This window comes from Streptomyces sp. NPDC052682, from assembly GCF_040678435.1.
Lineage (GTDB): Bacteria > Actinomycetota > Actinomycetes > Streptomycetales > Streptomycetaceae > Streptomyces.
Map to the genome: position 1 here is coordinate 366257 of NZ_JBFATS010000004.1, position 24823 is coordinate 391079.

Here is a 24823-nt window from a genome sequence, read left to right on the forward strand (position 1 = left end):
CGTCCGCCCGTTCCCCGACGTCAGCCGCTGAACCCGGCCACGTTCTTCTTCGTGACCACCTTCACCGGCACCTTCACCGTCTGCTCGACCTTCTTGCCCTGCAGCGCCCGCAGCGCGTTGTCCACGGCGATCTTCCCCAGCTGGCTCGGCTGCTGGGCCACCGACGCGTACAGCGTGCCGCCCTCGACCGCCGTCAGGCCGTCCGGCGTGCCGTCGAACCCGACGACCTGCACCGACGTGCCGGCCTTGGAGCCCAGCGCCTTGATCGCGCCGAGCGCCATCTCGTCGTTGGCGGCGATGACGCCCTGCACGTCCGGGTGGGCCTGCAGCAGGTTCGACATCACGTCGAGGCCCTTGGTGCGGTCGAAGTCCGCGGGCTGCTGGGCGACGACCCGGATGCCCGGGTAGGCCTTGAGACCGGCCGCGAAGCCCGCCGCGCGCTCCCGGGCCGCGGACGTGCCCGCCTGGCCCTGCAGGATCACGATCTTCCCCTTGCCGCCCAGCTTCTCGGCGAGGGTCTTCGCGGCGAGCTCACCGCCGGTGACGTTGTCGGAGGCCACCAGCGTCTCGGTCTTCGCCTTGTTGACGCCCCGATCCACGGCGATCACCGGGATCCTCGCCTGGCCGGCGGCCCGCACGGAGGGGCCCGCCGCGTCCGAGTCGACCGGGTTGACGATGATCGCGCCGAGGTTCGAGCTGGTGAAGTTCTGCAGCTGGTTGGCCTGCTGGGAGGCGTCGTTCTGGGCGTCCGTGACGGTCAGGTTCACGCCCAGCCTGTCCGCCTCGGCCTGGGCGCCCTTGCGGATCTGCACGAAGAAGGGGTTGTTGAGGGTCGACAGGGACAGGCCGACCTTCGGGGTGCTCGCCGTGGAGGAGCCCCCGTGCAGGAAGGAGGTGGCGCCCACGACCGCGACGGTGACCACGGCCGCCAGCGCGTACGTCGCCGCCTGCCGGCCCGTGCCGCCGCCCGTGCCCGCGACCACCGGGGTCGCCCCGGCCCTGCGGCGCGCCGTGTCGAGCAGCACCGCCAGCGCGATCACCGCACCGATGACGACCTGCTGCCAGAACGCCGACACGTTCAGCAGGTTCAGCCCGTTGCGCAGCACGGCCAGGATCAGCGCGCCGACGAGCGTGCCGGACGCCTTGCCGATGCCGCCCGCGAGCGAGGCTCCGCCGATGACGACGGCGGCGATCGCGTCCAGTTCGTAGCCGTCGGCGGCCTGCGGCTGCGCGGAGGACAGCCGCGCGGCGAGCACGACACCCGCGACGGCGGCGAAGACGCCGGACAGCGCGTAGATGGCGAGCTTGTGCTTCCTCACCCGCAGCCCCGACAGCCGGGCCGCCTCCTCGTTGCCGCCGATCGCGTACATCGAACGGCCGATGTACGTCCGGCCCAGCACGAACGCCGTGATCAGCCCCATGACGACCATGACCAGCACCGGCACCGGCAGCCACCCACCCAGCGTGTCACCCAGGTGGGAGACCGAGTCGGGGAAGGCGATCGGGGAGCCCTGCGAGATCACCAGCGACAGGCCGCGGGCCACCGACAGCATGGCGAGCGTCGCGATGAACGGCGGCAGCTTGCCGTAGGAGATCAGGAAGCCGTTGACCAGGCCGCACCCGACGCCCGTCACGACGGCCAGCAGCACCGCGACGCCGACGGGCAGCCCCTGGGAGGTGGCGCTCCAGGCCAGGACGGTGGCCGACAGGGCGGCCACCGAACCGACCGACAGGTCGATGCCCGCCGAGACGATCACGAAGGTGACGCCGAACGCCAGGATCGCGGTCACCGCGGCCTGGACACCGACGTTCAGCAGGTTGTCGGCGGTCAGGAAGTCGCCGGACAGCGCCGACAGCGCGACGACGAGGACGATCAGCGCGGTCAGCGCGCCGTTGTCGAGCAGCAGGCGGCGCAGCCCGCCCGGGGCGCCACCCGCGCCCGCGGTGCTCTTGAGCGTGTCAGTGGCCACGGGAGGCCTCCAGTTCGGTGGTAGGAGTGCTTACGGCGAGCGCCATCACGGCGTCCTGGGTCGCCTCGTCGGCGGTCAGTTCCCCCGCGATCCGGCCCTGCGCCATCACCAGCACCCGGTCGCTCATGCCGAGCACCTCGGGCAGGTCGCTGGAGATCATCAGGACGGCGGCGCCCTGGGCCGTGAGGTCGTTGACGAGCTGGTAGATCTCGACCTTGGCGCCGACGTCGATACCGCGCGTCGGCTCGTCGAGGATCAGCACCTTGGTGTGCGCCAGCAGCCACTTGCCGATGACGACCTTCTGCTGGTTGCCGCCGGACAGCGTCCGCACGTGCTGGCCGAGGCCCGCCATGCGCACGCCCAGCTGCCCGGCGATCCGGGCGGCGGCCTCCCGCTGCCCCCTGAGGTCGACGAGCCCGGCCCGGCTCGCCGAACGCAGGGTGACCAGGCCCAGGTTCTCCGCCACGGAGGCGTCCAGGACCAGGCCCTGGCCCTTGCGGTCCTCGGGGACGAGGCCGATCCCGGCCTCCAGGGCGGCGGTCACGTCGTACCCGCGCAGCGGACGGCCGGCGACCCGCACGCTCCCCCGGTCGTACGGGTCCGCCCCGAACACCGCCCGCGCGACCTCCGTACGGCCGGCCCCGACCAGCCCCGCGATGCCGACCACCTCGCCGGCCCGCACCTCGAAGCCGACGTCGTGGAAGACGCCGTCCCGGGTCAGCCCCTCGACCCTGAGCAGCGGCTCGCCCGGCTCGGGCCGCCGGCGCGGGTACTGCTGCTCGATCGACCGCCCCACCATGAGGCGGACGAGCTCGTCCTGCGGCGTGGACGCCGGTACCTGGCCCACGCTCCGGCCGTCGCGGAGGACGGTCACCCGGTCGCCCAGGGCGGCGATCTCCTCCAGGTGGTGGGTGATGAACACGATCCCCACCCCGTCCTCGCGCAGCCGCCGCACGATGGCGAAGAGCTTGTCCACCTCCTCGGAGGTCAGCACGGCCGTCGGCTCGTCCATGATGAGCACGCGCGCGTCGAGGCTCAGCGCCTTGGCGATCTCCACCATCTGCAGCCGGGCGATGCCGAGTTCGCGCACGCGCGCGCGTGGCGACACGCTCACCCCGACCCGCTCCAGCAGGACGGCGGCCTGCGCCTCCATCCGCTTGCGGTCGATCATCCCGAAGCGGCGCGGCTGGCGCCCCAGGAAGATGTTCTCGGCGACCGTCAGGTCGGGCACCAGGTTGAACTCCTGGTAGATGGTGGCGATCCCGAGGCGCTCGGAGTCCTGCGCACCGTGGATGCGCACCTCCTCGCCGCCGACCAGGATCCGGCCGGCGTCGGGCGTATATGCGCCCGACAGCATCTTGATGAGGGTGCTCTTGCCGGCGCCGTTCTCGCCGAGCAGCACGTGCACCTCGCCGCGGCGCAGGTCGAAGTCGACGCCGTCGAGCGCCACCACGCCGGGGAAGGTCTTGCGGATGCCCTCGATGCGCAGCAACTCGTCCGGGTTGCTCACGTCGTACTCCTTCGTACGGGGGACTGGGCAGGGGAGGGGGGCGGGGGGAAGGGGGGGACTACGGGGACTGGGGAGGGTGGGGACTACGGGGACGGCACGGGCGGCCGGGGCGGGCCCGGCTCACCGCAGGAGCGGCGCACGACGAGCCGGGCCGGGAGGGTGACGGACGCGCCGGGCCGCCCCTCGATGCGGTCCACCAGGGCCCGCACGGCGGCGCGCCCCAAGGCGCCCGTGGGCTGGTCGATCGCGGTGATCGGCGGGTCGGTGTGCACGAACCAGGGGATGTCGTCGAACGCCGCCAGGGCGATGTCGTCCGGCACCCGCAGCCCACGCGCGCGTACGGCGTCCAGCGCGCCCAGGGCCATCAGGTTGTCCGCGGCGAAGACCACCTCGGGCGGCTCGGGCAGGTCGAGGAAGCGCTCGGTGACCCGGCGCCCGCTCTCCGCCTGGAAGTCGCCCTGGCCGACGTAGGCGTCCGGCAGGGCGAGCCCGTAGGCGCCGAGCGCCTCCCGGAAGGCCTCGACCCGCTCGCGGCCCGTCGTGGTCGCCGCCGGGCCCGCGATGATCGCGAGCCGCCGGTGCCCGAGCCCGTGCAGATGCGCCACCAGGTCCCGTACGGCCGCGCACCCGTCCGCCCGCACCACCGGCACGTCCACGCCCGGGATCCACCGGTCGACGAACACCATCGGCGTCCCCGCCCGGGCGGCGTCCAGCATCAGCGGCGAGCCGCCGTCGGTGGGGGAGACCAGCAGACCGTCGATCCGGCGGTCCAGCAGGGTCCGCACGTGGTGGTCCTGGAGGTCGGGCCGCTCGTCGGCGTTGCCGATGATGACGCTGTAGCCGAGCGCCCGGGCCTCCTCCTCGACCGAGCGGGCCAGTGCCGTGAAGTACGGGTTCAGCACGTCGCTGATGACCAGGCCGAGGGTGTGGGTCTGGTCGGTGCGCAGGGAGCGGGCGACGGCGTTCGGGCGGTAGCCCAGGGCCTCGACGGCGGCGAGCACGCGGGTGCGTGCGTCGGCGCTGACCGACGGATGGTCGTTCAGGACGCGCGACACCGTGGCGACGGAGACGCCCGCCTCGGCGGCGACATCCTTGATGCTCGCCATCGCCGCTCCACCTCCTCGTGGAACTGGTGGACTCGGGGAGTCCGGGACTCGTGGAATCGATTACACCGCTTGCGTACGGAGGATTGGAATCGATTACACGGCGATCCGGCAAGACCCCGACCGGGCGCCGAGACCGGATCGTGATGTTCAGGTGGGCCGCGTCGGCGCCAGGCGGAAACACGCGGATGTCCCGGCCGGCGCGCTCGGCGTAGGTGCCGTGGGCCCCTTGCCGGCGACGGCCGGCCAGGTGCGGCCCTTCCGCCCGCTTCCTGCACGTCCCCGAACTGCCCGACGTGGACCAGCTGTTGTGCACCGGGGGCGACCACCGCACCTCCAACTTCCCGCCCTGTCCGGGCCACCTACGCCGAGCTGCTGTTCCTGGACACACGCCCTGGCCCGGCCCGCAGCCCTGCGCCGCCCCCGCTGTCACACCCCACCGGTACCGTCGGATCATGTCCAACCACGCGGGAAATCCCGGCGGCGAGCGGCGCCTCGCCGTGCTCGAGGGCGTGCTGGAGCGGATCACGTACGCCAACGAGGAGAACGGGTACACGGTCGCCCGCGTCGACACCGGCAGAGGAGCGGGCGATCTCCTCACGGTCGTCGGCGCGCTGCTCGGCGCCCAGGTCGGCGAGTCGCTGCGCATGGAGGGCCGCTGGGGCTCGCACCCGCAGTACGGCAAGCAGTTCCACGTGGAGAACTACACGACGGTCCTGCCGGCCACCGTCCAGGGCATCCGCCGCTACCTGGGCTCCGGCCTGGTCAAGGGCATCGGACCGGTCTTCGCCGACCGCATCACCCAGCACTTCGGCCTGGACACCCTGAGGATCATCGAGGAGGAGCCGAAGCGGCTCATCGAGGTCCCGGGCCTCGGGCCCAAGCGCACCAAGAAGATCGCCGACGCCTGGGAGGAGCAGAAGGCGATCAAGGAGGTCATGCTCTTCCTCCAGACCGTCGAGGTGTCCACCTCGATCGCCGTGCGCATCTACAAGAAGTACGGCGACGCCTCGATCTCGGTCGTGAAGAACCAGCCCTACCGGCTGGCCGCCGACGTCTGGGGCATCGGCTTCCTCACCGCCGACAAGATCGCCCGGTCCGTCGGCATCCCGCACGACAGCCCCGAGCGCGTCAAGGCGGGCCTGCAGTACGCCCTGTCCCAGTCCACCGACCAGGGCCACTGCTTCCTGCCCGAGGAACAGCTGATCAAGGACGCGGTCAAGCTGCTCCAGGTCGACACCGGCCTGGTCATCGACTGCCTGGCGGAGCTCGCCCAGCCCCCCGAGGACGGCGAGGACCCCGGTGTCGTACGGGAGAAGGTGCCCGGCCCCGAGGACGGGCGGCCCGTCACCGCCGTCTACCTGGTCCCCTTCCACCGTGCCGAACTCTCCCTGTCCGCACAGCTGCTGCGCCTGCTGCGCACCGACGAGGACCGCATGCCCGGCTTCCGGCAGGTCGACTGGGACAAGGCCCTGCGGTGGCTGAAGGGCCGGACGGGAGCCGAGCTGGCCCCCGAGCAGGAGGCGGCCGTCAAGCTGGCGCTGACCGAGAAGGTCGCCGTCCTGACCGGCGGGCCCGGCTGCGGCAAGTCCTTCACGGTGCGCTCGATCGTGGAACTGGCCCGCGCCAAGAAGGCCAAGGTGGTGCTGGCCGCCCCGACCGGCCGGGCCGCCAAGCGGCTGTCGGAGCTCACCGGCGCCGAGGCCTCCACCGTCCACCGCCTGCTGGAGCTCAGGCCCGGCGGCGACGCGGCCTACGACAAGGACCGGCCGCTGGACGCCGACCTGGTGGTGGTCGACGAGGCGTCCATGCTGGATCTGCTGCTCGCCAACAAGCTGGTCAAGGCCGTACCGCCGGGCGCCCACCTGCTGTTCGTCGGGGACGTGGACCAGCTGCCCAGCGTCGGCGCGGGGGAGGTGCTGCGGGACCTGCTGGCCGACGGCAGCCCGATTCCGGCCGTCCGGCTCACCCGGGTGTTCCGGCAGGCCCAGCAGTCCGGGGTGGTCACCAACGCGCACCGGATCAACGCCGGGCAGCACCCGGTCACCGACGGCATGAAGGACTTCTTCCTCTTCGTCGAGGACGACACCGAGGCCGCGGGCCGGCTCACCGTGGATGTGGCGGCCCGCCGCATCCCGGCCCGGTTCGGGCTCGACCCGCGCCGGGACGTGCAGGTCCTGGCCCCGATGCACCGCGGCCCGGCCGGTGCGGGCACCCTCAACGGCCTGCTCCAGCAAGCCATCACCCCCGGCCGCCCCGACCTTCCCGAGAAAAGGTTCGGCGGACGTGTGTTCAGAGTCGGCGACAAGGTCACCCAGATTCGCAACAATTACGAGAAGGGCGAGAACGGCGTCTTCAACGGCACCGTGGGCGTGGTGACCGCGCTCGACCCGGTCGACCAGCGCCTGACGGTGCTGACCGACGAGGACGAGGAGGTTCCCTACGAGTTCGACGAGCTCGACGAGCTGGCCCACGCGTACGCGGTGACGATCCACCGCTCCCAGGGCAGCGAGTATCCGGCGGTCGTCATCCCGGTCACCACCGGGGCCTGGATGATGCTCCAGCGCAACCTGCTCTACACGGCGGTCACCCGCGCCAAGCGGCTGGTCGTCCTCGTCGGCTCGCGCAGGGCGATCGGACAGGCGGTGCGCACGGTCTCGGCGGGCCGGCGCTGCACGGCCCTGGACTTCCGGCTCGCACCCCGCCCCCTGGAGAGGTGACGGGCGCCCGGCGGGAAAAATGATCGATCAAACGAGTCGCAAAGGTCACAAGGCACTTCCAGAAGGGGAACACAGGGGGCAGGATGAGCAAGTTGACGGCACTCAGTGCCGTCACTAGGCCCGATGGTCGACCCCGAGTGCACTCTCCTGAGCCAAGTGGGGGATGGTAGAGACAGTCAGGGCACCTCGAAGATGAGGCACAACGTCGGTGAGGGAAGACGTGAGCGACAACTCTGTAGTACTGCGGTACGACGGCAACGAGTACACCTACCCGGTGGTCGACAGCACCGTCGGCGACAAGGGCTTCGACATCGGCAAGCTCCGCGCCCAGACCGGTCTGGTGACGCTGGACAGCGGCTACGGCAACACCGCCGCCTACAAATCCGGCATCACGTATCTGGACGGTGAAGCGGGCATCCTGCGGTACCGCGGCTACCCGATCGAGCAGCTGGCCGAGCGCTCCACCTTCCTGGAGGTCGCCTACCTGCTGATCAACGGCGAGCTGCCGACCGTCGACCAGCTCACCGCGTTCCAGAACGACATCACGCAGCACACCCTGCTGCATGAGGACGTCAAGAACTTCTACCGGGGCTTCCCGCGCGACGCCCACCCGATGGCGATGCTGTCGTCGGTGGTCTCGGCGCTGTCCACCTTCTACCAGGACAGCCACAACCCGTTCGACGAGAAGCAGCGCTACCTCTCCACCATCCGCCTGCTCGCCAAGCTCCCGACGATCGCCGCGTACGCGTACAAGAAGTCGATCGGCCACCCGTTCGTCTACCCGCGCAACGACCTCGCCTACGTCGAGAACTTCCTGCGCATGACCTTCTCCGTCCCGGCCCAGGAGTACGACCTCGACCCGGTCGTGGTCTCGGCGCTGGACAAGCTGCTGATCCTGCACGCGGACCACGAGCAGAACTGTTCGACCTCCACGGTCCGCCTGGTCGGCTCCTCGCAGGCGAACATGTTCGCCTCGATCTCGGCCGGCATCAGCGCCCTGTGGGGCCCGCTGCACGGCGGCGCCAACCAGTCCGTGCTGGAGATGCTGGAGGGCATCCGCGACGCCGGCGGCGACGTCGACTCCTTCATCCGCAAGGTGAAGAACAAGGAGGACGGCGTCCGTCTGATGGGCTTCGGCCACCGGGTCTACAAGAACTTCGACCCGCGCGCCAAGATCATCAAGGCCGCCGCGCACGATGTGCTCTCCGCGCTCGGCAAGACCGACGAGCTGCTCGACATCGCGCTCAAGCTCGAGGAGCACGCGCTCTCCGACGACTACTTCACCGAGCGCAAGCTCTACCCGAACGTGGACTTCTACACCGGTCTGATCTACCGGGCCATGGGCTTCCCGACCGAGATGTTCACGGTGCTGTTCGCCCTCGGCCGCCTGCCGGGCTGGATCGCCCAGTGGCAGGAGATGATCAAGGAGCCGGGCTCCCGCATCGGGCGTCCGCGCCAGATCTACACGGGTGTGGTGCAGCGCGACTTCGTCCCGGTCGAAAAGCGCTGAGCCCCTGACCCACGGGCCCGGTCCAACAGGACCGGGCCCGCGTGCTTTGAAGTGGCTCTCCGGCCGGACCCGGTCGCTGGGATCGGGTCCTCGTGCGTGGGAGAGACGCCTTGGGCGAGCCGGGTCCACGGGGTCGGGCGCGCGCAGGGGTGGCTTTTTTTCTGGGCGGGCCCGGTCGCTGGGATCGGCTCCTCGCGCGCGGGAGCGAGGCCTACCGGGTGCACCACAAGGTCTCCCAGCGGGAGACCAGAGGCCTTGGGCGAGTCGAGTCCGCGGGGTCGGGCCCGCGCACGAAAAGGGTCCCGAGCAAGTCCGGTTGCCTGCGCGTTGGAGTGGTTCTCCGGGCGGGCCCGGTCGCCGGGATCGGCTCCCCGCGCATGGAAGAGGCGCCTTGGGCGAGTCGGGTCCGCGGGGTAGGGCTCGCGTGCAGGAGAGGCTTTCCGGGCGAGTCGGGTTCACAGGGGTGGGCCCCGCGCAGGAAGAGGGTCCCGAGCGAGTCCGGTCCACGGGTCCGGGCCGCGCGCTGGAGTGGCTCTCCGGGCGGGCCCGGTCGCCGGGATCGGCTCCCCGCGCATGGAAGAGGCGCCCTGGGCGAGTCGAGTCCGCGGGGTCGGGCCCGCGCACGAAGAGGACCCGGGCAGGTCCGGCCCACGGGGTCGGGCCCGCGCACGAAGAGGGCCCGGGCAAGTCCGGTCCACGGGATCGGCCCGCGCAGGAAGAGGCCCCCGGGCAAGTCCGGTCCACAGGATCAGGTCCCCGTGCATACGAAAGGCGCCCTGGCGCCGGTCCCCCCACGGGCCGGCGACCAGGGCGCCTTCCCATGTCCCGGTGCGGATTCCCCCCACGGGATCCGGCCGGGCGTCTGTGAGGACAGCGCCTGAATCGCTGAGTGAGCGAAACGAGCAAAACTCGTCACACTCGGGTACTGCGGTGCGGTCTGCCGGGACAGCGCACGTCGGGAGGGCCGCTCAAAGCTTCCCGGTGCACTTGTCCCGGCAACGCATCTCCGAGGAAGTCCCCCAAGACATCCTCAGATGCCAGGAAGCGCCCCCCAAGACGCTGCCCGACATCGCCAACTTAGACCGTCGAACCCCTTCGGTGGTTACGTTCACATCACTGTGATCTGCGTCTCTTGCATATGTCCTTTAGGTACGCAAGAGCACGGATACACCGAACGAGGCCCAAGCGTAAGGATGATGCGCGAGGCTTGTGAAGAGCTTATGTGAGGGTCGTACCGGACTCCAGAGGGCCTCCCCCTGCAATTCTCGGCGAAAGTGCCGCAAGCTCAGCGAAACGCCCGCAGCCGGAGGCTGTTCGTGACGACGAACACGGACGAGAAGGCCATCGCCGCTCCCGCGATCATCGGGTTGAGCAGCCCGGCGGCGGCCAGCGGCAGCGCGGCCACGTTGTAGCCGAAGGCCCACACGAGGTTGCCCTTGATCGTGGCGAGCGTCCGGCGGGACAGCCGGATCGCGTCCGCGGCCACTCGCAGGTCGCCGCGGACCAGGGTCAGATCCCCGGCCTCGATCGCCGCGTCCGTGCCGGTGCCCATCGCCAGCCCCAGGTCGGCCGTGGCCAGCGCGGCCGCGTCGTTGACGCCGTCGCCCACCATGGCGACCCGGCGCCCCTCGGCCTGGAGCCGCCGGACGACGTCGGCCTTGTCCTCGGGCAGGACCTCGGCGATCACCTGGTCGATGCCCACCTCCCGGGCGACCGCTTCGGCGACCGTCCGGTTGTCGCCGGTCAGCAGCACCGGCGTGAGGCCCAGCGCGCGCAGCTCGCGCACCGCCTCGGCGCTGGTCTCCTTGACCGCGTCCGCCACGGCCAGCACGCCGCGTGCCGCCCCGTCCCAGCCGACGACGACGGCCGTACGGCCACCCTGCTCGGCCTGTTCCCGGGCGCGGGCCAGCTCGGGCGGGAGTTCGTCGTACAGGCGCCCCACGGCCACCTCACGGCCCTCCACGCGTCCGCGTGCGCCCCTGCCGGGGACGTTCGCGAAGTCCTCGACCCCGGGGAGCTCTCCGGCCCTCTCCTCGGCGCCGGCGGCGACCGCCCGGGCGACGGGATGCTCGGAGGCGTGCTCGACGGCCCCCGCGAGCCGCAGCACCTGCTTCTCGTCGGCGCCCTCGGCGACGTACACCTCCTGGAGGGTCATCCGGCCCGTGGTGACCGTGCCGGTCTTGTCCAGGACGACCGTGTCGACGCGGCGCGTGGACTCCAGAACCTCCGGGCCCTTGATGAGGATGCCGAGCTGCGCGCCGCGTCCCGTGCCGACCATCAGCGCGGTCGGGGTGGCCAGGCCGAGCGCGCACGGGCAGGCGATGATCAGCACCGCCACGGCCGCGGTGAACGCGGCGACCGCGTCCCCGGTCAGACCCAGCCACGCCCCGGCCGTGCCCGCCGCGATCAGCAGCACCACCGGGACGAAGACGCCGGCGACCCGGTCGGCGAGCCGCTGCACCTCGGCCTTGCCGTTCTGCGCGTCCTCCACCAGCCGCGCCATCCGCGCGAGCCGGGTGTCGGCGCCGACCCGGGTGGCCTCGACGACGATCCGGCCGCCGGCGTTGACCGTGGCGCCGGTGACCGCGTCGCCGACGGCCACGTCCACCGGCACCGACTCACCGGTCAGCATGGAGACGTCGACCGCGCTCGCGCCCTCCACGACGACGCCGTCGGTGGCGATCTTCTCGCCGGGCCGTACGACGAACCGGTCGCCGACGGCCAGCCGGTCCGCCGGGATCCGCACCTCCCGGCCCTCCCGCAGGACGGCGACCTCCTTGGCGCCGAGCTCCATCAGCGCCCGCAGGGCCGCTCCCGCGCGGCGCTTGGAGCGGGCCTCCAGGTAGCGGCCGAGGAGAAGGAAGGCCGTGACGCCGGCGGCGACCTCCAGGTAGATCGCCGAGGCGCCGTCGGACCGCGAGACGGTCAGTTCGAAGGGGTGCCGCATGCCCGGCATGCCCGCATCGCCGAGGAACAGCGCCCACAGGGACCAGCCGAACGCGGCCAGGGTGCCGAGGGAGACCAGGGTGTCCATGGTGGCGGCGGCGTGCCGGGCGTTGGTCCAGGCGGCCCGGTGGAAGGGCAGGCCGCCCCACACCACCACGGGCGCGGCCAGCGTGAGCGAGAGCCACTGCCAGTTGTCGAACTGCAGGGCGGGGACCATCGCCAGCAGGACGACCGGGAGGGCGAGGACCGCCGAGACGGTCAGACGCCGGCGCAGCGCCGACAGCTCGGGGTCCTCCTCGGGCTCCTCCCGGGGCGCCTTCTCACGGACGGGCTCCTCGGCGGTGTACCCCGTCTTGACGACTGTGGCGATCAGGTCGGCGACCTCGACGCCCTCGGGGTAGGTGACCCGGGCCTTCTCCGTCGCGTAGTTGACGGTGGCGGTGACCCCGTCCATGCGGTTGAGCTTCTTCTCGACGCGGGCCGCGCAGGACGCGCAGGTCATCCCTCCGATGAGCAGCTCGACCTCGCGCGCCCGGGGCGCGGTGTCGGCCGGGGCCTGGCCGGTGGTGCTGGTCATGTGCGTACTCCGGGAGGTGCTGGATCGCCTGCGTTTCATGGTGCCGGGTCCGCCCGGCGTCCGGCGGTGCGGGTCAGGCCGTGCCGGTCAGCTCGAAACCGGCCTCGTCGACGGCGGCGCGTACGGCCTCCTCGTCGAGCGGGGCGGCCGAGACGACGGTGACCTCGCCGCTGGAGGCGACGGCCTTCACCGAGGTGACGCCGGGGAGCTGGGAGATCTCGCCGGAGACGGCGCCCTCGCAGTGGCCGCAGCTCATCCCGCTCACCTTGTACACGGTGGTGACCTGGGTGTCGGTCCGGTCGGTCATGTCGTTCTCCTCGTCGGGGTGTCGGGACTGAGGGGTGCGGGGGCCGGGCGGCCCCCTCTCTTGCAGAGTATACCCCTAGGGGGTATTAGTCCACGGCGGCGGGCTGTCGGAGGCGAGGGAGCGGCGCGACAGGGTGGAGGCGGGCGGCTAGCGTTCCGCCGGACGAGCCGTCGAGGAAAGAGCGAGGTCGGCGCATGCGAGCCGTGGTGTTCGAGCGGTACGGGGAACCGGCCGAGGTGCGGCAGGTGCCGGAGCCCCGGCCGGCCGGGCACGGGGTCGTGGTCCGGGTCGAGGCCACCGGCCTGTGCCGCAGCGACTGGCACGGCTGGCAGGGGCACGACCCTGACATCACACTGCCGCACGTACCCGGGCATGAACTGGCCGGTGTCGTCGAGGCGGTCGGAGAGCGGGTGACCGGGTGGCGGCCCGGCGACCGGGTCACCGTGCCCTTCGTGTGCGCCTGCGGCACCTGCCCGGCCTGCGCGGCGGGCGACCAGCAGGTGTGCGAGCGGCAGACCCAGCCCGGCTTCACCCACTGGGGCAGCTTCGCCGAGTACGTGGCGCTGGACCACGCCGACGTCAACCTCGTCGCGGTCCCCGAGGAGCTGTCGTACGCGACGGCGGCCTCGCTGGGCTGCCGGTTCGCCACGGCCTACCGCGCGGTCGTGCAGCAGGGGCGCGTCGCGGCGGGGGAGTGGGTCGCGGTGCACGGCTGCGGCGGGGTGGGCCTGTCGGCGGTGATGATCGCCGCGGCGTCCGGCGCGCGGGTGGTCGCCGTCGACGTCTCGCCCCACGCCCTCGACCTGGCGCGCGGGTTCGGGGCGGCCGAGTGCGTGGACGCCTCCCGCGCCGGAGACACGGCAGCGGCGGTCCGCGAGCTCACCGACGGCGGCGCTCACCTGTCCCTGGACGCCCTCGGCTCACCGGCCACCTGTGCCGCCTCGGTGAACGGGCTGCGCCGCCGGGGCCGCCACGTCCAGGTCGGCCTGTTGCCCTCGGCCACCGGCACCACACCGGTCCCGATGGCCCGGGCGATCGCCCTCGAGCTGGAACTGCTCGGCAGCCACGGCATGGCCGCCCACACCTACCCGCCGATGCTGGAACTGGTCCGCGCGGGCGTGCTGCGGCCCGACCTCCTGGTGACGGCCACGATCGGGCTGGACGCGGTTCCGGAGGCGCTGGCCGCGATGGGGACGGCGCCGGGGGCGGGCGTGACGGTCGTCGAACCGTGGAGCTGACGGCCGGAGCGACCCTGCCTCCCGGGGCGGCTCAGGACTCCTCGGCCGGTCCGCGGCCCCGGTTGCCCGGCCGGGAGGCCACCCAGGCCCGGACCGTGTCCGCGTACCAGAAGGGTTTGCCGCTCTCCACGTGGTCGGGCGGGGGCAGCAGGCCGTGCTTGCGGTACGAGCGCACGGTGTCCGGCTGCACCCGGATGTGTGCCGCGATCTCCTTGTAGGACCAGAGCCGTCGGTCGGTCATGCCTTGCCCCTCTCCTGCGCGCACCGCGGGCGGCGGCCGGGAGCGGCCGTCCGGGGGAGCCGGGTGCTGCGCCGGCGATCATCAAGCCTGTGCCGGGTCAACGACGCTGCGTGACCCCGGGGCAGGGGCTGTGCGGCGGTGTGACGGAAGCGCCACGTACCCGCGACAGCCGTGACACCGCCGGGGTCTTTGTGACAGAGCCGGGGCAATGGCGCGCAGCGCACGGTCAGCGGGGCGCGTTGACACAGAGCTGACGGCAGCCGCGCCTCACAGACAGCCGCCGTCCCGGATGAGCGCGTCCAGCGCGCCGGCGGACTCAGGAGCCAGGCGGTAGACGCCGTGCACGCTCACCGCGCTGCGCAGCTCACCGTCCACGACGTGCTTGACCTGCCGTTCGCCTCGCCGTGAGCGGTACGTGAGCCGGCTGAGCAGATCGGGGGGCACGGGCCTGTCGAAGGTCAGCGCAGCGCCCGGCGGGCCCACGACGACCTCGCTGACGCAGCCGGTTCTCAGCGGGCGCCAGTGCAGCAGCCGGACGTAGTCCTCCATGGCCAGGTGCTCGCCGGCCGTGTCGTAGTCCAGCAGGCGCCCGACCTCCAGGGCCCCGAGCAGCCACAGGCGCTTGCGGTAGACCCGTATCGGATGAATGACGTCGCCCGGCCGCACCCCGGCCCGCGCGAAGCTCGGCAGCGATTGATGCGGCCCGCCGAACAGCACGGTCAGGCGCTCACCCGTGAAGCCTTCCGAGATCAGGGTCCTGCACAGGTCGTTGGTCCACAGAGTGGTGTAGGAGGCCGGCATGCCCGGGACGGTAGCCGCCCGCACTGACAACGCCCCCGCGGGCGAACTCCCGGCAAAGTCTCGTCCGAATGTCCGGACAAAACATTGACAGGGCTTCCCGTGCCGGACTAGAAAGCCACTACACAGCCGGGCGGAGCCGGACCGCGGGCGGACGAGAGGGGCGGTGACATGGGCGTCGACGTCGCCGAGCTCGTCCGGGTGCGCACCCGGCACCCCGAAGCCGTCGCCGAGGCCGCCGCGCGCCGCACCCGCCGGCCCCTCCTGAACCACGACGGCAGGCTGCTGATCATCGCCGCCGACCACCCGGCGCGCGGGGCCCTGGGCGTCGGCGGCCGGCCCCTGGCCATGGCCCACCGCGCCGACCTCCTCGACCGCCTCTGCCTCGCGCTGTCCCGTCCCGGCGTCGACGGTGTCCTGGCCACCGCCGACATCCTCGAGGACCTGCTCCTGCTGGGCGCGCTGGACGGCAAGGTCGTCATGGGGTCGATGAACCGCGGCGGCCTCCAGGGCGCCCGCTTCGAACTCGACGACCGCTTCACCGGCCACCGCGCCGAGGACATCGAACGGCTCGGCTTCGACGCGGGCAAACTGCTGCTGCGCATCGACCACGACGACCCGGGCTCGCTGACCACCCTGGAGTCCACCGCCCGTGTGATCGACGCGATGGCGGCCCGCCGGCTGCCGGTGTTCGTCGAGCCGTTCCTCTCCCGCCGCGACCCCGACGGCAGGCTGCGCAACGACCTGTCCGCCGAGGCCGTCACCACGTCGATCGCCATCGCCTCCGGTCTGGGCGGCACCTCGGCCTACACCTGGCTGAAGGTCCCGGTCACCGAGAACCCCGACGACATGGCCGAGGTCATGGCCGCCTCGACCCTGCCCGCGGTCCTCCTCGGCGGCGACCTCGGCGACGACCCCGGCGAGCAGGCCGCCGCGTACGAGAAGTGGCGCTGCGCCCTGCGGCTGCCCACCGTGCGCGGCCTGGTGGTCGGCCGTTCGCTGCTGTATCCCGCGGACGGCGATGTGGCCGCCGCGGTCGACACCGCCGCAGGACTGCTGTGCGAGCCGCCGTCATGACCGCCACCGTCCCACCGCGCCCGGGCGGCCACCGCGCCGCCCGGCCCCGGACCGCCTCCGGCGCGGGAGTCCACTTCGCCCTGGCAGGAGCGAAGTGCGAGCGACGACTCCCCGCCCGCCACGGCCCCGCGCCGGAGGCCCCCCGTACCCGTGCCGAAGCCCGCCCCGCGGGCTTGCGCGGGCATCGCGTCGAGTCGTACGGCACCGTGGAGCCGTACGGGAGTGACGGAGCCGTCTGACACCGGATCCGCTTCCACCCGGACCACGAAAACCGCAGGGGGTTACCGATGACCTCAACGACGAGGCTCACGGTCGCACAGGCACTCGTCCGCTTCCTGTCCGCCCAGTACACGGAGCGGGACGGCGTACGGCGCCGGCTGATCGGCGCGACCTGGGGCATCTTCGGTCACGGCAACGTCGCCGGGATCGGCCAGGCCCTCGTCGAGCACGCCGGCGTCATGCCCTACCACCAGGGCCGCAACGAACAGGCCATGGTGCACGCGGCGGTCGGCTACGCCCGGCAGTGCAACCGCCTGTCGACCCACGCGGTGACCACCTCCATCGGCCCGGGCGCCACCAACCTGGTCACCGGAGCCGCCCTGGCGACCATCAACCACCTCCCGGTGCTGCTGCTGCCCGGGGACGTCTTCGCCACCCGCCCCGCCGACCCCGTCCTGCAGCAGCTTCAGGTGCCGTACGCGGGCGACGTGTCGGTCAACGACTGCCTGCGCCCGGTGTCGCGGTACTTCGACCGGATCACCCGGCCCGAGGCACTCATACCGAGCGCGCTGCAGGCGATGCGGGTGCTCACCGACCCCGTGGAGACGGGCGCGGTCACCCTGGCCCTGCCGCAGGACGTGCAGGCCGAGGCGTACGACTGGCCGCAGGAGTTCTTCGCCGAGCGGGTCTGGGTGGTACGACGCCCGGGCGCCGACCCGACCGAGCTCGCCGAGGCCGTACGCACCGTCCGGGCGGCGAAAAGGCCCCTGGTCGTCGCGGGCGGCGGGGTGCACCACAGCCGTGCCGAGGACGCCCTCGCCGAGTTCGCCGCGCACACCGGCATCCCGGTCGCCTCCACCCAGGCCGGCAAGGGCTCGCTGCGCTGGGACCACCCCCAGGACGTCGGCGGCATCGGCCACACCGGCACCGCCGCGGCCGACGAACTGGCCCGCACCGCCGACCTGGTGATCGGTGTCGGCACCCGCTACACCGACTTCACCACCGCCTCCGGGACGCTCTTCACCGGCGAGAACGTCCGCTTCCTCAACCTCAACATCGCCCCCTTCGACGGCCACAAGCTCGCGGGCCGGCCGCTGATCGCGGACGCCCGCAGCGGCCTGGAGGAGCTGACCGAGGCCCTCGACCTGCACGCCTACCGGGTCAGCGACTCCTACGCCCGCGAGTACACCGAGGACAAGGAGCGCTGGGAGCAGCGCGTCGACGCCTGCTACGAGGCCGACGAGCCCGACATCCGCCCCACCCAGCCGCAGGTCCTCGGCATGCTCGACGCCCTGGTCGACGAGTCGGACATCGTCATCAACGCGGCCGGCTCCCTCCCCGGCGACCTGCACAAACTGTGGCGGACCCGGTCCCGCGACCAGTACCACCTGGAGTACGGCTACTCCTGCATGGGCTACGAGATCCCGGCCGCGATCGGCGTCAAGCTGGCGGCCCCCGACCGTCCCGTGTGGGCGCTGGTCGGAGACGGCACCTACCTGATGATGCCGACGGAACTGGTGACCGCCGTGCAGGAGGGCCTCGCCGTCAAGGTGGTCGTCGTGCAGAACCACGGGTACGCGTCCATCGGCGGCCTGTCGGAGACGGTGGGCGGCGAGCGGTTCGGCACCGACTACCGGTACCGGTCCGACGACGGCACCTTCACCGGCCCGCCGCTGCCGGTCGACCTGGCGGCCAACGCGGCCAGCCTCGGCATGCGGGTGCTGCGCGCGAAGACCGTTCGGGACCTGCGCGCCGCGCTCGCCGAGGCCCGGGCCGCCGACACCCCCACATGTGTCTACGTGGAGACCCGAACGGACGACATTGTGTCGGGGGCGCCGCCCGCCCAGGCCTGGTGGGATGTCCCCGTGGCCGAGACCGCGACACGGCCGTCCGCGGTCAAGGCACGTGAGCTGTACGAACGGCACGTCTCCACCCGACGCCGCCATCTGTGAAGGAGTTCCCGGCCATGACGAAGACCGTCAACCACTGGATCGGCGGCAGGACCGTCGAGGGCGCCTCGGGTACGTACGGGCCGGTGACCGACCCGGCGACCGGCGAGGTGACCACCAAGGTCGCGTTCGCCTCCGTCGAGGAGGTGGACGCCGCGGTCGCGACCGCCAAGGAGGCCTTCGCCGGCTGGGGCCAGTCGTCGCTGGCCCAGCGCACCTCGATCCTGTTCCGGTTCCGCGCGCTGCTGGACGCCCACCGCGACGAGATCGCCGCACTGATCACCGCCGAGCACGGCAAGGTGCACTCCGACGCGCTCGGCGAGGTGGCGCGCGGCCTGGAGATCGTCGATCTGGCCTGCGGCATCACCGTGCAGCTCAAGGGCGAGCTGTCCACGCAGGTCGCCAGCCGCGTCGACGTGGCCGCCATCCGGCAGCCGCTCGGGGTGGTCGCGGGCATCACGCCGTTCAACTTCCCGGCGATGGTGCCGATGTGGATGTTCCCGATCGCCATCGCGTGCGGCAACACCTTCGTGCTCAAGCCCAGCGAGAAGGACCCGTCGGCGTCGGTCCGGCTCGCCGAGCTGCTGGCGGAGGCGGGCCTGCCGGACGGGGTCTTCAACGTCGTGCACGGCGACAAGGTGGCGGTGGACCGCCTGCTGGAGCACCCGGACGTCAAGGCGGTCTCCTTCGTCGGCTCCACCCCAATCGCCCGCTACATCCACGCCACCGCCTCCGCGCACGGCAAGCGCGTCCAGGCTCTCGGCGGTGCCAAGAACCACATGCTGGTGCTGCCGGACGCCGACCTGGACGCGGCGGCCGACGCGGCCGTCTCCGCGGCCTACGGCTCGGCCGGTGAGCGCTGCATGGCCATCTCGGCGGTCGTGGCGGTCGGCGCGATCGGCGACGAACTGGTGGACAGGATCCGCGAGCGCGCCGAGAAGATCAAGATCGGCCCCGGCGACGACCCGGCCTCCGAGATGGGCCCGCTGATCACCAAGGCCCACCGCGACAAGGTGGCGTCGTACGTCACCGGCGCGGCGGCCGAGGGCTGTGAGGTCGTGCTCGACGGCACCGGCTACACCGTCGACGGCTACGACAACGGCCACTGGATCGGCATCTCCCTGCTCGACAAGGTGCCGACCACCGCCAAGGCCTACCAGGACGAGATCTTCGGCCCGGTGCTGTGCGTGCTGCGCGCCGAGACGTACGAGGAGGCCCTGGACCTCATCAACGCCTCACCGTTCGGCAACGGCACCGCGATCTTCACCCGGGACGGCGGTGCGGCCCGCCGCTTCCAGCTGGAGGTCGAGGCCGGCATGGTCGGCGTGAACGTGCCGATCCCGGTCCCCGTCGGCTACCACTCCTTCGGCGGCTGGAAGGACTCCCTCTTCGGCGACCACCACATCTACGGCAACGACGGCACGCACTTCTACACCCGCGGCAAGGTCGTCACCACCCGCTGGCCCGACCCGGCCGACGCCCCGGCGGGCGTGGACCTGGGCTTCCCGCGCCACTCCTGACCCCCCTGTCCGCTGCAATCGAGGGCTTCAGGGCCGAGCCGCCCAACGGTGAGGAAGGCATGGGCGGCGGTGACGGGGGTGACGTCGTGGTGCCGGCCGCGCCACGTGCGGCCCGGGAAGCGGTCCAGGGCCGACGTGACGAAGCACTAGGGGACAAGTCTGAGAAGCCTGTTGGGTGAACCGGACCCGGTGTTGTGCAGGACTCCGGTCGTTGCCCCGTTGACGAGAGCGTTGTGTACGGTCGCCGGACTGGCGCTGGGGTGCGAGGTGAGGTAGACGGCCGCGGCTCCGGCCACATGAGGGGCCGCCATCGATGTGCCGGAGAGCGTGGCCGTCGCCGTGTCGCTGGTGTTCCAGCCCGCGGTGATCAAGGAGCCGGGGGCGAACATGTCGAGCAGGGAACCGTAGTTCGAGAAGCTGGCTCTGTTGTCCGTCCAGGTGCTGGCCCCCACGGTGAGGGCAGAACTCACCCGGGCCGGTGAGAAGGTCGAGGCGTTCACGTTCGAGTTGCCGGCGGCCACCGCGTACGTGACACCAGAGGCGATGGAGTTCCTCACCGCGGTGTCCAGCGCCGTGCTGGTGCTGGCGCCCAGCGACATGTTGGCCACCGCGGGTCTGACGCGATGCGCCGTGACCCAGTCGACGCCCGCGATGACACCGGAGAGGGTGCCGGCCCCGCTGTTGTCCAGCACGCGTACCGACACGATCTTGGCCTGTTTCGCGACGCCGTACGTCTTGCCGGCGACCGTGGTGGCGACGTGCGTGCCGTGACCGTTGCCGTCGGAGGCGTTGGCGTCACGGTCGACGAAGTCGTATCCGTGCCTGGCGCGCCCGGCGATGTCGGTGTGCGTGATGCGGACTCCCGTGTCGATCACGTACACGGTCGCGGACTTGCCCGCCGTATCCGGGTAGGTGTACGCGAGGTTGAGCGGAAGCTGGGGCTGGTCGATGCGGTCCAGGCCCCACGGCGGGGTGTACTGGGTCGCCTCGAGGTGGACCCTCTGGTCCTGCTCGACGAACTCGACGGCCGGGTCTTCAGCCAGACTCCTCGCTCCCGCGGCGCCGATACGGATGGCGTAACCGTTGAGTACGGTGTCGTAGGTCCAGTCCACCGTGGCGCCGTACTTGGCCGCCCACTGCTCGCCTTTCTTCGAGTTCGCCCTGATCCCGGAGGATTCTTTCAGTACGACGATGTAACTGTTGTCGACGGCGTCGGCGGAGTCCTCTTGCAGAATCCTTCCGGTGGACGGGGTGGCTTCAGCGGGCAGAACGGTGCCGCACCCGATGGCGGCCGCCGCTGCGGTGGTGGCGATCGCCGCCACGATCCGCCGCCGGGTGGTGAAGATTTCGCGCATCCTGAAGGGCCTTCCTCACGGTGTTGGCTGACGCTAATCCGAGGATGGCCTGGCGAATGACCAGTACAATGCGCTGTTAGTCCTTTTGATCCTTAATAACCTCTAAGGGCTTACAGACGCCCCGGCGCCCATGGCCCAAGGAACCAGGACGTCCTACCGCGGCTGCAGTACGCGCAGACAGGCCCGTACTCCTGGGGGAGGGGTGGAACTCGCTCTCCGGTCGACAACTTGCCGACAGGTTCAGCGCTTACCGTTGACGCATGGATCTGCGACTGCCCGGACTGCGAGGGCTGCTGCGAGGCCCCCGGCGCCTGCTGGCCGCCGGGGCCGCCGTCGTCGTCCTCGCCGGTGCCGGCACGTGGACGGCGACCGCCTCCGACGACCCACCCCCGGTCCACCGCACCGACCGGGTGATGGCCGTAGGGCACGGGGTCCGCATCGACACCTCGTACTTCACCTCCGGAGGAACCGGCCGCCGCCCCGCCGTCCTGCTCGGCCACGGCTTCGGCGGCAGCAAGGACGACGTCCGGCAGCAGGCCGAGGCCCTCGCCAGGGACGGGTACGCGGTGCTGACCTGGTCGGCGCGCGGCTTCGGGAAGTCGACCGGCAGGATCGGACTGAACGACCCCGAGGGAGAGGTCGCCGACGTCTCCGAGCTCATCGACTGGCTGGCCGACCAGCCCCAGGTCGAGCTCGACAAGCCCGGCGACCCCCGCGTGGGCGTGGCCGGCGCCTCGTACGGCGGCGCGATCGCGCTGCTGTCGGCGGGACACGACAGCCGCGTGGACGCCATCGCCGCGTCGATCACGTACTGGAACCTGGCCGACGCGCTGTTCCCGAACGGCGTCTTCAAGAAGCTGTGGGCCGGCGTCTTGGTCAACACCGGCGGCGGGTGCGAGAAGTTCGAACCGCGGCTGTGCCGGATGTACGAGCGGGTCGCCGAGTCCGGCAAGCCGGACGCCGAGGCGCGCAGGTTGCTGGAAGAGCGCTCGCCGTCCGCCGTCGCGGCCCGCATCAAGGTGCCCACCCTGCTGACACAGGGCCAGTCCGACTCCCTCTTCCCGCTCGGTCAGGCCGACCAGGCGGCGAAGGCGATCCGTGCCAACGGCGCCCCGGTCGGCGTCGACTGGATCGCAGGTGGACACGACGGCGGCGACATGGAGACCAGCCGTGTGCAGTCGCGCGAACGGGCGTGGTTCGACCGCTACCTGAAGGACGACAAGGGCGCCGGCACCGGCCCCGCCTTCCGGGTCACCCGGACCCTCGGCACCGGCTCCGGCGACGGCGAGCCCCGGCTCAGCGGCGTCACCAGGGACCGCTACCCCGGTCTGGAGAGCGACCCGCGCTCCATCGCCCTGACCGGCCGGCCCGAGCAGCGCTTCGCCAACCCGGCCGGCGCCGGCCCACCCGCCGTCTCCGCCCTGCCCGGCCTCGGCACCGCCGGCGGCCTCTCCCAGCTGTCCTCGCTCGGTATCGGCGTGTCCCTCGATTTCCCGGGCCAGTTCGCCGCGTTCGAGTCGGCCCCCTTCCGTGACGAAACGCAGATCACCGGCTCCCCGACGGTCACGGTCCACGTGCGGTCGACCCGCGACGACGCCGTGCTCTTCGCCAAGCTCTACGACGTCGGCCCCGGCCGCTCGCGGCCGGTACTGCCCTCCCAGCTGGTCACGCCCCTGCGCGTCGAGGGCGCCAAGGCCGGCAAGGACGTCCGCATCACCCTCCCGGCGATCGACCACGAGGTGGACGACGGCCACCGGCTGCGCCTGGTCCTTTCCTCCACGGACCTCGGCTACGCCTCCCCGGTCACCCCGGCGACGTACACGGTCTCCCTCAAGGGCGACCTGGAGATTCCCACCCCGCTCGCCGGGACGAACACCGAGGGCCCCCTGCCCGCCTGGGTGTTCTGGATGCCGCTCGCCGGAGCGGGCGTCGCGGTGGCGCTGGTGCTGACGGGACGGCGCCGCACGGCGACATCCGCCCCGGACCCGGCGCTGGCCGAAGTCCCCCTGCAGATCACCGGCCTGACCAAACGGTACGCGAAGTCGTCCGACCGGTACGCGGTCAAGGACCTGTCCTTCCGCGTGGAGAAGGGCCAGGTGCTGGGCCTGCTCGGCCCGAACGGCGCGGGCAAGACGACCACCCTGCGCATGCTGATGGGCCTGATCACCCCGGACGGCGGCGAGATCCGCGTCTTCGGCCACGCCATTCGCCCGGGCGCCCCTGTGCTGTCCCGGGTCGGTGCCTTCGTCGAGGGCGCGGGCTTCCTGCCGCACCTGTCGGGCCGGAAGAATCTGGAGCTGTACTGGCGGGCCACCGGCCGCCCGGCCGAGGACGCCCACCTGGACGCGGCCCTGGAGATCGCGGGCCTCGGCGACGCGCTCGCCCGGGCTGTTCGCACCTACTCCCAGGGCATGCGCCAGCGCCTCGCCATCGCGCAGGCCATGCTCGGCCTGCCGGACCTGCTCATCCTCGACGAACCGACCAACGGCCTCGACCCGCCCCAGATCCGCGAGATGCGCGAGGTCATGATCCGGTACGCGGCTGCCGGGCGCACGGTCATTGTCTCGAGCCACCTCCTCGCGGAGGTCGAGCAGACCTGCACCCACCTGGTCGTGATGGACCAGGGGCGGCTCGTCCAGGCGGGCCCGGTCGCGGAGATCGTCGGCTCGGGCGACACACTCCTGGTGGGCACGGCCACGCCCGTCGAGGAGCCGGTCGTGGAGAAGGTCGCCGCGCTGCCGGGCGTCGCCTCCGCCGTCCGCACCGACGACGGGCTCCTGGTCCGCCTCGACACCGACGGCACGCCCCGGCGCCTGGTCGCCGAACTCGTCCGGCTCGACGTGCCGATCGAGTCGATCGGCCCCCACCGCCGCCTGGAAGACGCCTTCCTCACCCTGATCGGAGCCGAAGCATGAGCACGCTCGCCGAGCCCGTCGAGGTCGCCGACGGCTACCGGGCGGGCCGCACACTGCCCCTGTGGGTCGAGCTGGTCCGCCAGCTGAAGCGGCGGCGCACCCTCGTCATGGGCGGCGTCCTGCTCGCCCTGCCGATCGTGCTGCTCGTCGCCTTCCAGGTCGGCGGCGAACCGGGTGCCGGCAACAACCGAGTCAACCTGATGGACACCGCCACCGCGTCCGGCGCGAACTTCGCCGCCGTGAACCTGTTCGCCTCCGCGGGCTTCCTGCTCGTCATCCCCGTCGCCCTGTTCTGCGGCGACACGGTCGCCTCGGAAGCCGGCTGGTCCTCCCTGCGCTACCTGCTGGCAGCCCCCGTGCCCCGGGCCCGCCTGCTGTGGTCGAAGCTCGCCGTCGCACTCCTCCTCAGCATGGCCGCGCTGGTGCTGCTGCCCGTGGTGTCCCTCGCCGTCGGCACGGCGGCGTACGGCTGGGGCCCGCTGGAACTCCCCACCGGCGGCACCCTGCCGACCGGCACGGCCGCCGAGCGCCTGCTGATCGCCGTGGCGTACGTCTTCGTGTCCCAACTGGTCACCGCCGGGCTGGCGTTCTGGCTTTCCACCCGGACCGACGCGCCCCTGGGCGCGGTCGGCGGCGCGGTGTTCCTGACCATCATCGGCAGCGTCCTCGACGAGGTGACGGCCCTCGGCGACTGGCGCGACTTCCTCCCCGCACACTGGCAGTACGCCTGGCTGGACACCGTCCAGCCGCAGTTGCAGTGGGACCGCATGATCCAGGGCACGGCCCTCTCCCTCACGTACGCCCTGGTGCTGTTCGCCCTGGCCTTCCGCGGTTTCGCCCGCAAGGACGTGGTGTCCTAGGCACTGTC

Annotated in this window: 16 protein-coding genes and 1 pseudogene; 9 read left to right on the plus strand and 8 right to left on the minus strand. The window is 71.9% G+C overall.

All coding sequences use genetic code 11. The features are described from left to right. Positions 1 to 20: 20 nt before the first annotated feature. From AB0K80_RS08555 to AB0K80_RS08565, 3 genes are all read right to left on the minus strand, one after another. On the minus strand, positions 21 to 1970 hold the full coding sequence (locus AB0K80_RS08555) for a substrate-binding domain-containing protein (RefSeq protein WP_365667211.1): 1950 nt from the start codon (positions 1968 to 1970) through the stop codon (positions 21 to 23). Then, positions 1960 to 3480, minus strand: a complete 1521-nt coding sequence (locus AB0K80_RS08560; RefSeq protein WP_365667212.1) for a sugar ABC transporter ATP-binding protein — start codon at positions 3478 to 3480, stop codon at positions 1960 to 1962. Before AB0K80_RS08560 ends, AB0K80_RS08555 begins: the two co-directional genes overlap by 11 nt. A gap of 83 nt (positions 3481 to 3563) precedes the next feature. After that, positions 3564 to 4586 carry a LacI family DNA-binding transcriptional regulator gene (locus tag AB0K80_RS08565; RefSeq protein ID WP_365667214.1) on the minus strand — a complete coding sequence of 341 codons (1023 nt, stop codon included), beginning with the start codon at positions 4584 to 4586 and terminating at the stop codon, positions 3564 to 3566. A 452-nt stretch (positions 4587 to 5038) separates the two neighbouring features. On the opposite strand from AB0K80_RS08565, the gene AB0K80_RS08570 reads away from it, so the two are divergent. After that, on the plus strand, positions 5039 to 7303 hold the full coding sequence (locus tag AB0K80_RS08570; RefSeq protein ID WP_365667215.1) for an ATP-dependent RecD-like DNA helicase: 2265 nt from the start codon (positions 5039 to 5041) through the stop codon (positions 7301 to 7303). A 220-nt stretch (positions 7304 to 7523) separates the two neighbouring features. Continuing rightward, complete coding sequence (locus tag AB0K80_RS08575) at positions 7524 to 8813, plus strand: citrate synthase (protein WP_365667217.1); 1290 nt, start codon at positions 7524 to 7526, stop codon at positions 8811 to 8813. 1285 nt (positions 8814 to 10098) lie between these two features. Here AB0K80_RS08575 and AB0K80_RS08580 read toward each other — a convergent pair. Both AB0K80_RS08580 and AB0K80_RS08585 read right to left on the minus strand, forming a co-directional pair. Continuing rightward, positions 10099 to 12336 (minus strand): heavy metal translocating P-type ATPase, encoded by a 2238-nt coding sequence (locus AB0K80_RS08580; RefSeq protein WP_365667219.1) that lies wholly within the window; start codon positions 12334 to 12336, stop codon positions 10099 to 10101. A 73-nt stretch (positions 12337 to 12409) separates the two neighbouring features. After that, complete coding sequence (locus tag AB0K80_RS08585) at positions 12410 to 12643, minus strand: heavy-metal-associated domain-containing protein (RefSeq protein WP_365667221.1); 234 nt, start codon at positions 12641 to 12643, stop codon at positions 12410 to 12412. Between the two features lie 194 nt (positions 12644 to 12837). Between AB0K80_RS08585 and AB0K80_RS08590 the strand changes: the two genes are divergently transcribed. Further along, positions 12838 to 13881 (plus strand): zinc-dependent alcohol dehydrogenase family protein, encoded by a 1044-nt coding sequence (locus AB0K80_RS08590; RefSeq protein WP_365667223.1) that lies wholly within the window; start codon positions 12838 to 12840, stop codon positions 13879 to 13881. Between the two features lie 31 nt (positions 13882 to 13912). Here AB0K80_RS08590 and AB0K80_RS08595 read toward each other — a convergent pair whose 3' ends face one another. Continuing rightward, positions 13913 to 14122 (minus strand): MerR family transcriptional regulator, encoded by a 210-nt coding sequence (locus AB0K80_RS08595; protein ID WP_365667225.1) that lies wholly within the window; start codon positions 14120 to 14122, stop codon positions 13913 to 13915. A 267-nt stretch (positions 14123 to 14389) separates the two neighbouring features. Next, complete coding sequence (locus AB0K80_RS08600; protein WP_365667227.1) at positions 14390 to 14923, minus strand: hypothetical protein; 534 nt, start codon at positions 14921 to 14923, stop codon at positions 14390 to 14392. Between the two features lie 168 nt (positions 14924 to 15091). Here AB0K80_RS08600 and AB0K80_RS08605 point away from each other — a divergent pair, with 168 nt between their 5' ends. The 4 genes and pseudogenes from AB0K80_RS08605 to mmsA all read left to right on the plus strand — a co-directional run bounded on the left by AB0K80_RS08605 (position 15092) and on the right by mmsA (position 19685). Further along, complete coding sequence (locus tag AB0K80_RS08605; protein ID WP_365667229.1) at positions 15092 to 15997, plus strand: deoxyribose-phosphate aldolase; 906 nt, start codon at positions 15092 to 15094, stop codon at positions 15995 to 15997. A gap of 47 nt (positions 15998 to 16044) precedes the next feature. Next, positions 16045 to 16140 (plus strand): annotated as a pseudogene (locus AB0K80_RS08610) (5-deoxy-glucuronate isomerase); the annotation flags it as partial. 144 nt (positions 16141 to 16284) lie between these two features. Further along, positions 16285 to 18168: a 3D-(3,5/4)-trihydroxycyclohexane-1,2-dione acylhydrolase (decyclizing) gene (gene iolD / locus AB0K80_RS08615; protein WP_365667231.1), complete on the plus strand. Its 1884-nt coding sequence runs from the start codon at positions 16285 to 16287 to the stop codon at positions 18166 to 18168. 14 nt (positions 18169 to 18182) lie between these two features. Beyond that, a complete protein-coding gene (mmsA, locus tag AB0K80_RS08620) occupies positions 18183 to 19685 on the plus strand; it encodes a CoA-acylating methylmalonate-semialdehyde dehydrogenase (protein ID WP_365667233.1) in 1503 nt (500 codons plus the stop codon). Between the two features lie 146 nt (positions 19686 to 19831). Here mmsA and AB0K80_RS08625 read toward each other — a convergent pair whose 3' ends face one another. Beyond that, positions 19832 to 21040: a S8 family peptidase gene (locus AB0K80_RS08625; protein ID WP_365667235.1), complete on the minus strand. Its 1209-nt coding sequence runs from the start codon at positions 21038 to 21040 to the stop codon at positions 19832 to 19834. Positions 21041 to 21300: 260 nt separating this feature from the next. Between AB0K80_RS08625 and AB0K80_RS08630 the strand changes: the two genes are divergently transcribed. Then, a complete protein-coding gene (locus AB0K80_RS08630; RefSeq protein WP_365667237.1) occupies positions 21301 to 23955 on the plus strand; it encodes an alpha/beta fold hydrolase in 2655 nt (884 codons plus the stop codon). Continuing rightward, positions 23952 to 24815, plus strand: a complete 864-nt coding sequence (locus AB0K80_RS08635) for an ABC transporter permease (RefSeq protein WP_365667239.1) — start codon at positions 23952 to 23954, stop codon at positions 24813 to 24815. The genes AB0K80_RS08630 and AB0K80_RS08635 overlap by 4 nt, the downstream gene beginning before the upstream one ends. Positions 24816 to 24823: the final 8 nt, after the last annotated feature.

Bases quoted from the DNA above. Each gene is read 5' to 3' on its own strand.
- AB0K80_RS08595 (WP_365667225.1), bottom strand. From the start codon at position 14,122: ATGACCGACCGACGGCTCTGGTCCTACAAGGAGATCGCGGCACACATC.
- AB0K80_RS08590 (WP_365667223.1), top strand. From the start codon at position 12,838: ATGCGAGCCGTGGTGTTCGAGCGGTACGGGGAACCGGCCGAGGTGCGG.
- AB0K80_RS08570 (WP_365667215.1), top strand. From the start codon at position 5,039: ATGTCCAACCACGCGGGAAATCCCGGCGGCGAGCGGCGCCTCGCCGTG.
- mmsA (WP_365667233.1), top strand. From the start codon at position 18,183: ATGACGAAGACCGTCAACCACTGGATCGGCGGCAGGACCGTCGAGGGC.
- AB0K80_RS08625 (WP_365667235.1), bottom strand. From the start codon at position 21,040: ATGCGCGAAATCTTCACCACCCGGCGGCGGATCGTGGCGGCGATCGCC.
- AB0K80_RS08580 (WP_365667219.1), bottom strand. From the start codon at position 12,336: ATGACCAGCACCACCGGCCAGGCCCCGGCCGACACCGCGCCCCGGGCG.
- AB0K80_RS08605 (WP_365667229.1), top strand. From the start codon at position 15,092: ATGGGCGTCGACGTCGCCGAGCTCGTCCGGGTGCGCACCCGGCACCCC.
- AB0K80_RS08585 (WP_365667221.1), bottom strand. From the start codon at position 12,643: ATGACCGACCGGACCGACACCCAGGTCACCACCGTGTACAAGGTGAGC.
- AB0K80_RS08600 (WP_365667227.1), bottom strand. From the start codon at position 14,923: ATGCCGGCCTCCTACACCACTCTGTGGACCAACGACCTGTGCAGGACC.
- AB0K80_RS08630 (WP_365667237.1), top strand. From the start codon at position 21,301: ATGGATCTGCGACTGCCCGGACTGCGAGGGCTGCTGCGAGGCCCCCGG.
- AB0K80_RS08565 (WP_365667214.1), bottom strand. From the start codon at position 4,586: ATGGCGAGCATCAAGGATGTCGCCGCCGAGGCGGGCGTCTCCGTCGCC.
- iolD (WP_365667231.1), top strand. From the start codon at position 16,285: ATGACCTCAACGACGAGGCTCACGGTCGCACAGGCACTCGTCCGCTTC.
- AB0K80_RS08635 (WP_365667239.1), top strand. From the start codon at position 23,952: ATGAGCACGCTCGCCGAGCCCGTCGAGGTCGCCGACGGCTACCGGGCG.